Origin of the sequence: Pedobacter jejuensis, from assembly GCF_003725795.1 — a bacterium.
Taxonomy (GTDB): domain Bacteria; phylum Bacteroidota; class Bacteroidia; order Sphingobacteriales; family Sphingobacteriaceae; genus Pedobacter; species Pedobacter jejuensis.
In genome coordinates this window covers 151,737-167,532 of record NZ_RBEE01000023.1, presented here as the reverse complement: position 1 = coordinate 167,532, position 15,796 = coordinate 151,737, and the positions used below count along the sequence as shown (strand labels likewise).

Annotated in this window: 8 protein-coding genes; 1 reads left to right on the top strand and 7 read right to left on the bottom strand. The window is 35.8% G+C overall.

Annotated elements, in window-relative coordinates; all coding sequences use genetic code 11:
• From D7004_RS11525 to D7004_RS11510, 4 genes are all read right to left on the bottom strand, one after another.
• Entirely contained in the window at positions 1 to 1,659 is a 1,659-nt protein-coding gene (locus tag D7004_RS11525) for a pectate lyase family protein (RefSeq protein WP_123206011.1), read from the bottom strand.
• Between the two features lie 389 nt (positions 1,660 to 2,048).
• Entirely contained in the window at positions 2,049 to 3,893 is a 1,845-nt protein-coding gene (locus D7004_RS11520; protein WP_123206010.1) for a RagB/SusD family nutrient uptake outer membrane protein, read from the bottom strand.
• An 11-nt stretch (positions 3,894 to 3,904) separates the two neighbouring features.
• Positions 3,905 to 7,177: a SusC/RagA family TonB-linked outer membrane protein gene (locus tag D7004_RS11515; RefSeq protein ID WP_123206009.1), complete on the bottom strand. Its 3,273-nt coding sequence runs from the start codon at positions 7,175 to 7,177 to the stop codon at positions 3,905 to 3,907.
• 453 nt (positions 7,178 to 7,630) lie between these two features.
• Complete coding sequence (locus tag D7004_RS11510; RefSeq protein ID WP_123206008.1) at positions 7,631 to 8,311, bottom strand: DUF3826 domain-containing protein; 681 nt, start codon at positions 8,309 to 8,311, stop codon at positions 7,631 to 7,633.
• 390 nt (positions 8,312 to 8,701) lie between these two features.
• Here D7004_RS11510 and D7004_RS11505 point away from each other — a divergent pair, with 390 nt between their 5' ends.
• Complete coding sequence (locus D7004_RS11505) at positions 8,702 to 9,571, top strand: AraC family transcriptional regulator (protein WP_123206007.1); 870 nt, start codon at positions 8,702 to 8,704, stop codon at positions 9,569 to 9,571.
• 20 nt (positions 9,572 to 9,591) lie between these two features.
• Here D7004_RS11505 and D7004_RS11500 read toward each other — a convergent pair whose 3' ends face one another.
• The 3 genes from D7004_RS11500 to D7004_RS11490 all read right to left on the bottom strand — a co-directional run bounded on the left by D7004_RS11500 (position 9,592) and on the right by D7004_RS11490 (position 15,790).
• Positions 9,592 to 10,524 (bottom strand): dihydrodipicolinate synthase family protein, encoded by a 933-nt coding sequence (locus tag D7004_RS11500; protein ID WP_123206006.1) that lies wholly within the window; start codon positions 10,522 to 10,524, stop codon positions 9,592 to 9,594.
• A 36-nt stretch (positions 10,525 to 10,560) separates the two neighbouring features.
• Positions 10,561 to 12,132 carry a sodium:solute symporter gene (locus D7004_RS11495; RefSeq protein ID WP_244214310.1) on the bottom strand — a complete coding sequence of 524 codons (1,572 nt, stop codon included), beginning with the start codon at positions 12,130 to 12,132 and terminating at the stop codon, positions 10,561 to 10,563.
• 94 nt (positions 12,133 to 12,226) lie between these two features.
• Positions 12,227 to 15,790, bottom strand: a complete 3,564-nt coding sequence (locus D7004_RS11490; RefSeq protein ID WP_244214309.1) for a malectin domain-containing carbohydrate-binding protein — start codon at positions 15,788 to 15,790, stop codon at positions 12,227 to 12,229.
• Positions 15,791 to 15,796: the final 6 nt, after the last annotated feature.

Genomic DNA, 15,796 nt, shown 5'->3' with positions numbered 1-15,796 from the left:
TTAATTTGGTTTTACTGTTGATACCGGAACAACACTATTTAAATACACTTCGATGTTTGAATAACCAATTTTGGTAATTTTTGCCGCATCTGATGCATCTTTAGGATTCAACCCATTTTTCAACTCGTAAGCATCGGGCATTCCGTCATCATCAGCATCTTTATAAGGCGTACCTTTATATTCCGGGTAGCCACCAACTTGACTAACATCAGTGATGATGCCCATCTTATAAGAATCTTTTGGTAAACGACGGTGTTCGAAATCTTTTTTATCAGGTAGTTTTACATTTTCTAGAAAATCAATTTTACCTGTTTTAACCTGTTTAATTACCCGAATATCAACCGGGTCTCTTTTTGGTAAATTGGCACCAACGTTAGTTAAAACATAGTCTTTAGCTGTTAAAGTTGGCAAAATGGTAATCTTGGCCATTGGGAAAGGTTTTCTAACCCGCATTGCTGCGAAATATGGCGATGATTGCTCATAAGTCATCAATTCACCTTTTTTATTTTCAAGCTGTACGCCACCATTCCAATTGTCTTTAGTTACTTTTTCATTGCCTTCGATGATATTTCCCTCTACATAAGCACGACCGAAAACTACATAAGGCAGTTTACTTCTTCCAGATTCTGGTTTTAAAATGCGATAACTTATCGGCTCTTTCAAATCGGTAACCGGGCCTGGTTTGTAATAATTATTTATGATATTGTATAAAGCGGTATAATCTCCCCCATCTGTAGAACGATTGTTCCAATTGAAAATCACATTATTAGCAAAATTAAAAATGCCATTCCAACCAATGGAAGGATTTCTGGCACCATTATCCGCCCACAGATTACGCATAAAAGTACAGTTTTCGCCTCCTAATGTACTGCCAAAAGCATGGTTCCAGGTATCTAAAGCCTCGGCAAAAATTGAATTCTGAATGGTGATGTTAACTGTTGCCAGTTTATCCTCAATTTTACCCGTACTGTCGTTATACATGTGGCGATACATCGACATGTTTTCATCTAGCCCCCAGCTTGCAGAAACGTGGTCAATCATAATATTGCCAACGGGATTACCGCCTATGGCATCATCGCGGCGACCAACAAAAGTTTCACCCCTTCTAAAACGCATGAAACGAACAATTACATCATGTGTGTTCAACCAAACCGACTCACCGGCAACACAAACTCCATCGCCAGGAGCTGTTTGCCCTTCTATGGTGATGTATGGTGCACGAATGATTAGCGGAGTTTTAATTTTAATGATACCAGCAACATTAAAAACAACGATTCTGGCTCCGCCCTGTTCACAGGCATCACGCAAAGAACCCGGACCACTATCATTTAAATTTTTCACCACGATAACTCTTCCACCGCGACCGCCAAAACTGTAAGCGCCACCACCTTCAGCACCAGGAAAAGCCAAAATTTCTGCCTGTGGCAAATCTGTTGGTCGGCCAGCCCAGGGAACGTAAGGTTTGCCTTCCGCAGCTTCTTTAGCAATGATAGGCTTAGCTTTTTCCCATGCAATATCTGATTGGTAGTAAGCTTCCTTCATCATCGAATCGGATGTTTTTTTAACATCAGCAGGAATATTTGGGTATTGTGCAAAAGCAGAACCAGTTGAGAGTATTAACGCTGAAGAAAACAGCAGATTTAATAAGTTCTTTTTCATTTGTATTTAGCTCATTAAAGTGGCAAAAGAATTTTAGCATTTATTTTTTACCGAATAAAAATCTTTACCGGCCTTTGAAATATGAAGCTAAGTTCTATTGTTCTTTTGTTATAAATTTTGGTTAGAAAGTATAATATATTTCAAATTTGCATACTATCTTAAGTTGTTTTCAGTATAATTTTCTCTAAATACTGTATCATATTATCGATTAAAGAAAACACTTGTAACAACTCAATTTTATCCTGATAGCCACGTTACAAGATAGAAATAAAATTCATATATAAATGTAACATTCTTAAATAAAAAAAGGAAGCAATAAGTTGCTTCCTTTAAACCAAATATAAAATCGAGAACGATTGTGATTTAGATGTTATTTTAATCAGCTAAAATTATTGAAGTGGATCAAACGCACCGCCCCAAGTGTTATTTTGCACCAGGTTTATATTATTATTTAATGCAGCAGTTGGGATACCGTAGAAGTAATTACCAGCCTGAAAATTTATATTCTGATTATCCAGCACTTTTAAACTTACAATAAAGTTGCTTGTGTAAAATGCATCGAGTGATGCAGCGGCAGAAGCCTCTCTGGTTAATGCAATATAATCTGTAGATGTAGCCGTATTTCTTAATTGAACTACAAGTGCATTTCTACGCGTTCCGTTTAAGGTAGATTCCAATAACTTTCTTCTTCTCAAATCCCAGAATCTTTTACCTTCAAATGCAAATTCGATTTGTCTTTCTTTCATGATTGCATTTACCAAATCAACACGGTTTAAACCTGCTGTTAATCCGTATAATCCATCAGAACCAGCTTCTAATCCGGCTCTTTTTCTTAGTGCTATTAAATTTGCGTAAGATTCATCAGCCAAACCTGTTTTGTTTAATTCCGCAGCACATTCTGCAAGGTTTAATAAAACCTCAGCATAGCGAATTTCTGGCCAGTTTGTACCGATAAAAGTAGAAGGCGAAGCTTTACTTTCATCAACACCTTTACGTAAATAAAAGCCTGTATTACTTGCAGTTGCTTCGGTAGATTTATTAGTGGTACCCGCTGCATTCGTGAAGAAGAAATAGGTCCACAAACGTGAAGAACCCATAACACTGCCCCATGTTGCGCCATTGTAAGCAATGGTTTGATAAAAGCGTGGGTCTCTGTTTTTATAAAATGAACTTAATGCATAAGGATATTTTGTTGATGCACCCGTTCCGGCTGCTGGTTTACCATCGGCCATAGGGAAAGCCAAACTCATTTCGTAGCTTGGGTTAAAAGAACCTCCACCAGATACAGAACGTGGTCTTGCACCATTATCATACGTATTACTATTTGCTGCAGCATCAGCACTTGTGGTATTATATGCTGTAACAAAAACCGATTCAGGGTTTAGAGGAATTCCACCTTCGTTTGCTCCATCTAAAGTCCACATGGTGTAATCCCATTTGTTATAAAGGCCGTAACCGTTCGCAGATAAAAGTGTAACCGCTGTTTTATTTGCATCGTAAGCAGATTGCCATCTTGTTGCATCGTTGTTAGGGTTAAATTGCGGACTTGCGTAAGTTAACAAAACCCGACCCATAAAAGCAGCAGCAGCACCAGAAGTAATTCTACCATAATCGGCTTTTTTAGGCCATTTGCCAGGAAGGTATTTTACTGATGAATCTAAATCTTTTTTTATTTGTGCAAAAACTTCGCTCGTTTTACTTCTAGGTACCAAAGCATCTTTTTTAGCTTGGTCGCCAACAGCATCAAGCGGAACTAAAACCAATGGCACACCACCATATAATTTTACCAATTCGAAATAGCGGTAAGCTCTCCAAAAATAGGCTTGTGCAGCAAATCTACGTTTAACCCCTGCATCTAAAGTCCCGGCATTTATATCTCTAATAAATGTATTTATGGTACGTATTTTACCGTACGCATTCGATGTGGTATTTGCAACACCTATGTCTGTAACGTTTTCTATAGTCACAGTACCCAAAACAAAGTTATTACTACCCTGGCCTTCTTCTGTTAAGTTATAAGTACCTGCTGCGTGAATAGACCCGCCCGTGTTACCAAACCAACCAGGTTGATTTTGGCTATACAGGTAATCTATATTAAGCTTTGCTGTTGTGGAATCGTTAAATACCTGATCTGCTGTAAATGTGCTTATATCTTGCTGGTCAAGCACTTTTTTGCAATTGCTTAATCCGAAAACTATTAAACACGCTGCTGTTATAATGAATATTTTTTTCATGGTGATAAATATTAAAATCCGATGTTTAAACCAAACGACCAAGTTTTTAGAGTTGGATAGCTATATAATGATGTAGCTAAATCTCTGTAATCATTAGGAAATGGGTTGATAAATTGTATTGGATTGGTAGCTACTGCATAAACCCTTGCGCTAGACATGCCTATTTTGTTAGCAAATTTTGAAGGTATTGAATAGCTTAGGTTTAAGCTGCTTACGCTAAAACTAGTTGCGCTAACCAACCAAAAATCAGAAGTTGCTTCGAAGTTTGTTCTGAAAAATGGATTTGGATAAGTTGCATTTGTGTTTGTTGGTGTCCAATGATCTACCCAATAAACTGCTCTATTATTGTAAATTGAAGCACCTGTTGATGCGCTAGATTGGTTTGCTGGTTTTAAACCATCAATATTTGTCCAACCACCCCAGGACATGCCCATGATTACATTCAAATTTAAACCTTTATAACCAACGCTAAAGTTTAAACCTAAGCTGTTGTGGTTATTTTGACGGTCTTTAACATAATACTGGTCTTTCAAATCTGTTCCGATAACACCATCACCATTCACATCTTCATAGTTTATCATACCTGGCTGCAAAGGCTGACCTAAAATTTTAACATTTGCAGAACCGCCAGCGGCAGTAGCCCTTTGAGCAATGATTGCATCAGCTTCTGCCTGCGTTCTAATAATTCCTAACGATTTATATCCGAAAACACCTAAATCTGTAGAACGACCAGTTACATCTTGTATCGTACCAATAATGCTTGCAGATTGATCTACTTTTAACGCTTTGTTATCAGACCAAGAATAGAAGGGACTAAAGCTGTAAGTGAAATCTTCTCCAATACGATCTCTCCAGGCAAGTGAAAATTCGTAACCGAATGTATTTACGTTATTGTAGTTCTCGGTTGGTGTGGTTGCACCAATTGTTGCTGGTACTGAAGAGTTTAAAGCTGTTAAAATATTTGTTCCGCGGTTAAAGAAATAATCTGCAGAAAACGACAGGCGATTTTTTAAGAAAGCCATATCCACACCATAATCTGTTTTAAGTTCTTTGTTCCACCTTACATCTGCATTTGGGATAGCTAAATTTGGCTTAATTGCTACACTTCTATCGCCTTCGCCAAAAACAGCACCACCACTGCTACCAGTTCCTAAATTGTAATTTGCTAAATATTGATATGCTTTTGTATTATCTACACCAGATAAACCAACCGATACCCTAACTTTTAATTGATCTATCCATTTAAAATTATCGGCTATAAAAGCTTCTTTTGATAAAACCCACCCTACTGATGCCGCAGGAAAATAACCCCAGTTTTTACCTGGAGCAAACCTCGAACTTCCATCGGCACGAAATACCAATTGTGCTAAATATTTACCATCATAATCATAATTTGCACGAGAAATAAAAGCCTGAAAACCAGCCTGACCTAATTGACCCGTTTGTGTAGAACTGCTTACCCCTGTTGTAAAAGTTTGATATGGTAACGCACCAACAACAACTCCTGTACTTTCTGCAGCTACACCTTCGCTGTATTGTTCACGTTGCTCAAATAATGCAAGAGCAGTGATGTTATGTTTACCAAAACTACGGTTGTAATTTAAACCTCCATCAAACTGATAAGAATCTGCAAAGGTTGGGTTTAAGCGAACTTTATCGCCATTTAGTACATTAAAAGTTCCTAGAAGTGCGCCGCCGGGAATATGATTATTTGAACCCAAACCTGCATACTTGTAATAAACGAAAGTTGTACCAAATTGCTTATTGTTAGCACTATTTAAGTTTTTATTAAACGTTGCCGTAGCCATCAAGCCTTTAATACCAGGGATTTCGTAAGTTACTTTACCTAGGATATTGGTTGAGGTACTTGTACCACCGGTAAAGTTATTTGAGTTTTGAATTTGAAAAAAGTTGATGTTATCATTACCACCTGTATTGCTACCACCAATAATAACTGGGTTACCATTGATGAAATATTCTTGCCAAGGCTGTACATTTTGTAAAGAAGCAGCATCGTTGTCTAAGTTTTCTGAGGTACTAGTTAATTTGTACCAATAGCTACGGGAATAACCAACATTTGTATTTAATGATAATGATGTTACCAATCCTTTGGCTGGTTTTGCTTCAACTGAAGCTCTTAAGCCATATTTATAAGAATTAATTCCTTTAAAGTTTGAATTTTGATTTACATAATCGCCGCCAATAAAATAGGTTACTTTATCAGAACCTCCGCTAATGTTTAATGCTGTACGATAGACATAAGCATCTTTAAAAGCCTCATTGAAATAATCGTGACTATTATTACCGAAGTAAGCCAATTCATCAGGAGTAAACCAATTGGCATTTCTTGTTGTGGCTACAACACCGGTTGTACCATTAACCAAATAACCATCGGCATTGTAAAAATTAGGAACAGGCACACCCGGCACCGTTTGTATATAAGCTGAAGCCTGAGTGTAATCATTTAAAAACGTACCCAATTGAGACGAATTCATAAACTTAGGCATTGTAGTAGCAGTAGAAACGCCTAGCGAAGTACTTAGAGAAAGTTTTGGCGCACCAATTTTTCCTTTTTTAGTACGAACAAGCACTACTCCATTTGCACCTTGAACACCGAATACCGCAGCTTCTGCGTCTTTTAAAATCGCAACACTTTCAACTTCGTTAATATCCAAAAGGTCAAAATCAGTTTGGGTTCTAATGATATCATCAATTACAAAAATTGGATTTGTTCCTTGCCCGCCATCTTTAGCATAAGCAACAGGATTTCGAATGGTAATTGTTGTTCCTTGACCAGGGCGTTGAGCGCCACCTGACACACTTAATCCAACAACAGTTCCTCTTAATGCTGATGACATATTTAAAGCTGGAATATCTTCAACCTTTTTTAAATCAGGCGTAGAAATTGCCCCGGTTAATGACGCTTTTTTCTGTACACCATATCCAACAATAACTACATCTTCTAAATCTTTATTATCAGACACCAATCTTACATTAATTGTGCTTTGCGCACCAACTGCAATTTGTTGCCTTAAGTAACCGATGTATGAAAAAACCAAAACATCGGCATTGGATTTTACCTGAATGGTGTAAACGCCATCTGCATTGGTACTCACATTACTCGGAATACCCTTTAAGCTAACATTAACTCCTGGAATGCCAGTTCCGTCTGATTGATCGACGACTTTACCCGTAATCTTTCGATCTTGAGCAAATAGAATTGAACTTGCCAAAAGCATGAGCAGCAAGGACAAAGAAAGTTTGCGTAAAAATTTTAAGTTCATATGTATTATTTGGTTAGTTTTTAATGCTGTTAAAGCATTATATTTTCCGGCAATTATTTGCTTTACGTTTATCTGTTTAAGAAAGAAATATTTATGTGTTGAGCTAAAAAATTAAAATTTTAAATGCTTTTATATCATTAAAGAAAATTTACAGATACCTTTTTATAAAAACCGGGATAGGCGTTTAGATAAAGATGGCTCATTTCTTTGTTATAATTCTATTTATTATTTGGTTAGAAAGTATATTAATACTTCATTTTTCTATCAAAAACAGCTTATAAAAATTATTTTGCACTAAAGCTTATACTTTGTTATCATATAAGGTAACCTATTAAAGGTTAATAATTTAACTACTTTTAAAGCACTACAATATAGAAATAAAATTCATATATAAATATTATATTCTTAAATAAAAAAGCGAAAAATTTTTTAAGCGAAAATTATGGCTTCAGGTTAATTACCTTGGCCATTACTTTTTGCTTTACGCCTTTTTTCCCACTCTACTCCTTCTTTCTTTAAATCATATCCAGCAGCCGAGAGATAGTTATTAATTCTGCCTTTATATTTCCCGAACCAGGCATGCTTTTTATCAGATGATTCCGCATCAATTGCATGTTCTCGGGCTTCTGTTAACCAGGTTAAAATTTGTTTTTTCTGAGGTTCTGTTAAGGTTAGGATTTCTTCCTGATAAGCTTTATAAGTTATCGGCAAAACATTGTAAGTCATGCCATTTTTCACTAAGTCGATTTGTTCTGTAGTTAAATTAGCTGAAAGCTTATTGATGTATTTTTTGTGGAGCTTTGAAAGGGAAGATTCTACACCACGATTTACTTTCGCAATTGCAGTATCGCGTAAAGCTTTATCATCTTTATATTTTTCTTTAATTGATTTTACTTCGGCATCACGTTCGGCGTAAATATCATTGAGGTTACTGTATTGATCTCTAATAGTAGCAGTTACTTTTTGCGATTTTGCTACATCGCTTAAAGAAAGTGAGCTCACAATTTTTTCAGCACGTTCAGTAATTACTTTTGTGTATTTAACTTTATCCTCAACAGATGCCGATTTATTTTGCGCAAACATTGCGGCAATATTTGAGAGCATTAAAAACAAAACCAGTGTTGATATTTTCATTGCGTATTTATTGTTAATCAATGTAATTTTTTAATGTAAAATGTGTTTAAATGGTATTAGAAAATTGTCTATATTAAAAACATATCATATCAAAATCGACCAACTTTCTATCAGATTTTGTGTTTAAAACTACAGAAATTTTTATAGATTAATCGCCTTTAATAATTCATTAATAAACAAAATATTCATATTAGAATAATTTGTAGGTTTATATTTTGGTTATCGCCCATTGGGCTATATACAAAACTCAGCAATCAAGATTACTATTTAATGAAACTTTTTAGCAAATTAATATAGGATATTATCATCACATAGGTTAACTTTAGAGCTTTAAGCTGATGATGTGCCCAAACATTATTTCGCTGAAAGTAGCCAAATATAAATCATCTTATGAAACCTCATTTTCACAAAGTTCCCATTACGCTTCAAAGTTCATTTAGTATCAGGCATGATATCAAACCTGATTTTGGAAATATTTGGCATTACCACCCAGAGTTGGAGTTGCATTACGTGATTAAGGGCGAAGGTGTAAGATTTATTGGCGACAATATCAGTAATTTTGAACCTGATGAAATGATTCTTTTAGGAGAAAATTTACCGCATACCTGGCGTTGTAAAGATGAATATTTTCAAGGCAATGCCGATTTAAATACCGAAGCAATGGTTATCCATTTCTTGCCCGATTGTTTAGGGAAATACCTGATTAATTTACCTGAAGCATATTTAATTCCTAAATTATTTGAGAAAGCAAAAAGCGGAATGGTTATTAAAGGTTCTACAAAAGAAAAGCTGGTAGATTTAATGCATTTAGCCGTTAGCGCCGCAAATTTAGATAGGGTTATTATTTTGTTGTCTATTTTAAAAACACTGGCCGAAACAGATGAATTTGAAACCATTGTAGCGAGCAAAAACACCTTCTATCAATCAAATGAATCGGAAACCCTTCGTATAAATAAAATTTGCAATTATACCCTGAGCAATTACAAAAAGGATATTACACTTGATGAGGTTGCATCATTAAGCAATTTAAGCGTAACTTCTTTTTGCAGGTATTTTAAATTAATGACTAAGAAAACCTTTTACGATTTTTTAATAGAAATTAGGGTGAGCCATGCTTGCAGATTTTTAATAGAGAATAAGTTACCTACTGAAATGATATGTTTTGATTGTGGCTTTAATAACGTTTCTAACTTTTACAGGCATTTTAAAAAAGTAACTGGGATGACGCCGCTAGATTATAAAAGGAAGTACTTAAATTAATGTGTCAGAACAATTACCTATTAAATATATACCTGAATATTTAATTGGCTACGCAATGCCGTATAATCATCAAATAATTTTTCAACTCCTTCAATAATGGTTGGTGTTAAGTTTCCAACAGCTCTTCGAGTAAAAGTAGAAATATCTAATCCACGCTTTTGCAGGAAATATTTTGAAACCATAGGATAAACATGATGCATCACTTCCATATTATCAACTAAAAATTTATGTACTAAAGATAACTCCTCAGCAAAGGAATCATTATTATAATTATCACACAACCATACAATTAGCTCGGGAAAGTAATTGCCTTGTATGCAAGATAAACCTGAAGACCCAGCCTTCAGTGATTCTACTGCATGACCAATATAAGCATCATACAAACCGAATTTATATCCTTCCGTAAGTTTTAATTTTTCCTTAATTTGATGCAAATCCAAACTGGTGTCTTTGTGATAAATCACTCGGTTTGTTGCAACAAAATCGCTCAACTGCTTCGGTTTCAAAATCCTTTTATAGGGAACAGGGCACTCATAAAACCCGATGGGAATTGAATCTGTTTGCTTCAACAAATCAAAAACACGCTCGTTAAAAACCTCATCGGTTTCATCTTCCTGTGCTAGTAAACCTGTTATTGCAATTACTGCATCAACACCTAAATCGCTAACTCCTTTAATAAAATCTGCTTGTTTAACAATGGTACCACCAAAAGTTCCTGTTGCAACTACGGGTACAGCACCATTAACAACTTTTAAAACATGTTTAATGGATTGAATCCTTTCTCCATCCGTTAATTCAAACATTTCGCTCGAGAGGCAATTTGCAAATAAGCCCGATGCACCAGCTTGTAAATAAATTTCGGTAAGTTGGGTCAGCGCATCATAATCTATATTGCCATTATTTAAAAAGGGCGTTAGCATTACAGGGATGAACCCTTTTTCTGAGTTTTCCATTATTTTGGAGGGTTATAATTTATAGATTTGATCAGCTTAATTGGTAGTAGTTACTTTTTTATTCTTCAATTTTGTAAGGATAATGCCTGTTAAAAAGATGGTTAAAGTACCCACTACAATTATCATATTTTTGTGCAGCGGATAGCTGAAAGCTTCATACTTTGTTGGCAGCAGATAAGAAAAAGTCATCCAGATGATTACTGCAATACCAATCATAGTCGCAATAATTGCCTCATGATTTTTGGATTGCCGGCTTACAATCCCGAGTAAAAACAAGCCTAACATCCCGGCGGCAAAAATTCCTGAAAGTTCCCACCAAACATCAAGAATACTTTTTACACCAATCATTGCGATGCCGGCAAGCATACCTAATAGTCCAAATCCTATGGTTGCAATATGCAGTGCCGATAAGTTTTGCCGCTCTGTAACATCTGGCTTGATGTATCGCTTGTAAATATCAACTGAAAATACCGTTGCCGATGCATTCATACCCGAACTGATGGTACTCATTGCGGCCGATAAAATCGCTGAAACAATCAAGCCCACTAAACCAACAGGAATTTTTGTAACCATAAAATGAGGCATAATTTTATCTCCATAATCAGCAGGAGTAAGTGTATTTTCTAAATTTAAAATAGTAGCAGGCGAAGAATTTATTGGCAATCGTTCTAATGCAACCTGATGCTTTATGGATTGTATCAAATCCGGGGTAACTTCATAATAGGCGTATAAGCAAGATCCTATAATAAAAAACAATAGTGAAGCAGGTATATAGAGCCATACACATAGCCAAATAGATTTTGATGCTGCTTTGCTTGATGAAGCCGTGTGATAACGCTGAATATAATTTTGATCCATCCCAAAGTTGTTTAGGTTGATAAAAAATCCATATAACAAAACTACCCAAAATGATGAGCCAATAAAATCGGGTTTTAAGCTACCTAAACTAAACTTATTTGCCGATTGACCTATAGCTACAATTTTAGAAACACCACCAGGCATATTTGAAATAATGAGATACAGTATGAGTAATGCACCAAAAGTTTTAACAACTGCCTGCACAACTTCTGTCCATATTACAGCCTCAATACCACCTAAAACTGTGTATAGTATAATGCAAACTCCCATTACCACCATAATGATTTGCATGGAAAAGCCGGTTAATGCCTGCAAACTTAAAGCTATACCAAAAAAAATAGACCCCATCCTTGCCAACTGGGTAAGTAAAAAACAAATTACAGCATATACCCTTGCCCACGCACCGAATCTGTTTTCTAAATGCGTATAGGCTGATATTTCTCCACTATTTCTATAAAATGGAACGAAATATTTTGAGGCTATCCAGGCAGCAAAAGGCATAGATATACTGAAAACAAACGCATTCCAGTTTCCTCCAAAAGCCTTGCCGGGCACACCTAAAAATGTATTGCTGCTTAAAAAGGTTGCATAAATGGATAAACCTATTGCCCAGCCCGGGATAAGACCAGATGCCTTTGTAAACTGTTCGGTGTTTTTATTTTTTCTAGAGAAATAAAAACCAACCAATATCATTCCAACAAGATAAATGAAGATTATAGCAAGATCGAATACAGGTAATCCCTTAATCATCAGTTGGCTCGTTAATAATTTGGTCAAAACAAATATGCATTACCATATTTTGTTATTTATATAAGATTTTGGCTATAAACTATATCATATTACCTTATTGAACATCAAGAGCATCGATAAATAAACCTTTGCTTTCTGTAGCAATTATCCTTAGCTTGTAACTTCCAGCGTTTATCATGCTGCCCGTATTGGTATTGAAATAATTCCATTTTCCATCCTTAGTTGGTACAAATTCGGCATTTTCCGTTTTCATTCCGGTGCCATCAGCAGATGAAAATTCAAGTTTAGCTTTTAAAGGTTTATCACCAGGATTATGATATTTAATGGTTAGCGAATAGGTATCGGCTACGCCCACTCCAATTTTAAATTCTAAAACATCTTTATTTGTGCCGGTAAAAACAACTCGCTGTTTATTTAAAAATTCTTCTTTTACCAAACCATCACCAATTATGGTTGCATCAGTAGCTTTATAACTTGTAACTGTTTTCAAATCGTATGCAGGCTCTAAATTGCTTGGTGGTATTATGGCAACTATTGAAATGTTCTCATCCAGATCAACATTTTCTCCCTTTGCACACCTCTTTCTATAAACTTTGAAACTTTGCTCCGCACTGTTTTTTACAAAGGTTTTTGTGTCCTCAAAGCCAATAAATGTATCGGTATTTCCCTCCTTAATTCCTATAAATACGTCAGCTTCTTTATTAACGCGGAAGCTAAATTTTTGATGTTTTAACTTTGATTGAATCCACTCTGCACCGTAGAAATTAGGCGGTAATTCAGTCAATTTGATGTTATTATCCAGATATTGTTCATCACCAATATCCATCCAGCTTGAAGATTTAAAATTTTTATCTGATGAAATCAATGCATTACTTTTAGGAACAATCTTAAGTGATTTATCTAAACTAGCAATTGAAATTGCCGAAATTAAAGCTTGGCCAACTTTTACGTTGGGAAAAGATATGGTCAAATTACCCGATTTAGCAAAAACCTTGACCGTTTTTTTAAAAAGCGAGTTTGTTCCAACTTCTTTCCAAATATCTAAATCCTTTATTACTATTTTATTGTTTACGGCAACATCAAACAAACGCATTCCTTGAGCATTAATACCACCACCTATACCCAGCCAAGGTTCGATAAAATACATATCAACCAAGTATTCTCCGTCCTTTGGTACTGTAAATTCAAATTTAAGCTGGTCTCTACCATACCGAAAGGTTTGGAAAAGGTTCCAATCTTTGGTACCGTTTATTGGAGAAAAGGTTCTGCGCTGGCTTGCAAAAAAATCCGGAACTCCGGTAAATGCAGCAGTCCATGAGGTTGAGCCATAATTTACATCATTTTCCATTTGCTGGTCTTTATACCATAGATTTCCGTATCTATCTTTATAATCTGGTCCGCCGCAATTTATTCTATACAGGTAATTATAATCTGGGTTTGCCTTAAAGATATTTTTATCAGCTGTTAGTTTATTGGAATTGGGCGCCTCAGGTAAATTATTTAATATAATATAATCTTTGGCAACTGCTTTTCCATCAACATAGCCAATAGCATAAAGCAGGTTATAAGCTATATCTGGCTTATTCCATTGAAAATGTGTACCAATTCCAGCCCGAATTTTTCTTCCTAACGATTTATTATTTACATCATTAAACAGTTCTACTTCATCGCAATTTGAATAAACAACAATGCTATCTTTTATTCCAGATTTAGTCCATCTATTCGGCCAGGTGTGCGATACTATATAAACCATTGGTTCGGTTTTATTTGGAGCGTAATTCGCCCTGAACATATAATAAATATCCGTTGGTTCTTCCCAAGGGGTAAACATACCTTTATAGTTAACTGGTCCGATTCTATCTAAATCCCGAAGCCCTTCACCGCCCTGTACCCTTCCAGGATTATCGTGAGAGCTATAAAGCCAAAAAAAATGTCCTGCTGTTTTATCTCTAACTGATTCTGCCAAACGAACTTTCGTTTCCATTAAACTAGTCATGTTGTTTTCTGTATAACCTTTTTCGCCAGGATTTAAATGATGTAAATCGATGGTTCTCCAGGCACCATACTCCCCAACTAAAACCTGTTTCTGCAAATCATCACCATAGGTTAAAGGATTACCACCGTAGGTTCCTGTCCAGTTTTGCGGCACATCCCAATCGGTTCCTTTACCTCCATTACACGTTGTAACTTTGCGTTGAGATGAAGCGGTTGGATCTAACTTTCTAATCAGTTCGGTACATTCTTTAGCAAAATCTTCGGGCAAGGTACTCTCATTTTCTAATCCCCATAAAACCACAGCGGGGCTATTTCTTCGTTCCTTTACCCAATCTGTTAAAAGCGATTTAAAGTTATTTCTAAATTCTGGTGTATCATACCAAATGTGTGCTGCCATTTGCGTCCAACATAAAACACCTAGCTTATCCCAATAATCTGAGTATAACAAATTATGAGGTTGATGTGCATCACGAAATGCATTAAATCCGGCCGACTTAATTTGCATCACTCTTGACTTTATTTGCTCAGGCGAAAATGCATGGCTTTGACCAATCAGATGTTCATATTCTGCAATCCCGTTTATAAAAACTGGCTTTCCGTTTAAAAAGAATTGCTTTTGATTGGCTTTATCTCCTATTGGCCAGCTTATCCATCGGATGCCGTAAGGTGTTTTAATTTCATCTACAAGCTTGCCATTTTCAATAACTTTTGTATTTAAGGTGTAGAGGTATGGATTTTCGAGCGACCAAAGTTTTGGATTATTCAGGTCATCGATTTGTTGAGAAATGAAGATTTCTTTCCCTACAGCAATATACCTGGAAGCTTTTAATTCTTTTATAACGTTTCCTGTTTTATCTATCAGTTGAGAAATTATAATTAGAGATTTTGGTTTGACACCATAATTTTTTAAAGTAGTTTCGATGTTTAAGACTGCAAGTTTTTTGGATATTTTATCATCATTCCAGATGTGAACACCAAACGGTTGAATCCTTGCCTCGCTGGTTACAACTAAGTGCACTGGTCTGAAAATTCCCATAGGTTGCGAACCTTCAGAAAAACCGCGTTCGGTAGAACAACCGCCATCGACCCAGGGTAAATCCTGAATATTTGCTGGATGATCTGCTCTCAGAGCTAAAACATTATTTTGATTATTTAATTTGATATTTGCAGTTACATCCAAGGTAAAAGTAGTTCTTCCACCTGCATGAAAACCAACTTTTTTACCATTTAGCCAAATTGTAGAGTAAGAACCTACACCTTCAAAATATAGAAAAAATCTTTTTCCTTGCCTAATTTCATTGCTCTTGAATGTTTTACGATACCAAGCGTAGCCATGTTTGTTGCCATGCAGTTTTCGCTGGTAACCTTCATATTGATCCCAGTTATGCGGAACGCTGATTTTTTTCCAATGGGCTGTGTTGTAGGTTTCATTTTCAAAACCAGCAAAAGCATTAATATTCTTTTCATCTGCGATGCTAACCCAATCTGCATTTAATGAAATATCTTTTCTGATTTGAGCTGAAATTGGAATTGATAGAAATAGGAATAAAAAATTTATCAGGCTTCTGCGCCATGCTACACTTAGGAAGTTTAAAAGGCCTAAGCGATCGGAAACTTCGTAAATCTTCCAAAGAACTTGTGTGGAAATTTCAAAAGTCTTCACAGCTAA

Coding starts and splice junctions, on each gene's coding strand:
- D7004_RS11515 (WP_123206009.1), bottom strand. CDS start 7,177: ATGAACTTAAAATTTTTACGCAAACTTTCTTTGTCCTTGCTGCTCATG.
- D7004_RS11500 (WP_123206006.1), bottom strand. CDS start 10,524: ATGGAAAACTCAGAAAAAGGGTTCATCCCTGTAATGCTAACGCCCTTT.
- D7004_RS11510 (WP_123206008.1), bottom strand. CDS start 8,311: ATGAAAATATCAACACTGGTTTTGTTTTTAATGCTCTCAAATATTGCC.
- D7004_RS11525 (WP_123206011.1), bottom strand. CDS start 1,659: ATGAAAAAGAACTTATTAAATCTGCTGTTTTCTTCAGCGTTAATACTC.
- D7004_RS11520 (WP_123206010.1), bottom strand. CDS start 3,893: ATGAAAAAAATATTCATTATAACAGCAGCGTGTTTAATAGTTTTCGGA.
- D7004_RS11505 (WP_123206007.1), top strand. CDS start 8,702: ATGAAACCTCATTTTCACAAAGTTCCCATTACGCTTCAAAGTTCATTT.
- D7004_RS11495 (WP_244214310.1), bottom strand. CDS start 12,132: ATGATTAAGGGATTACCTGTATTCGATCTTGCTATAATCTTCATTTAT.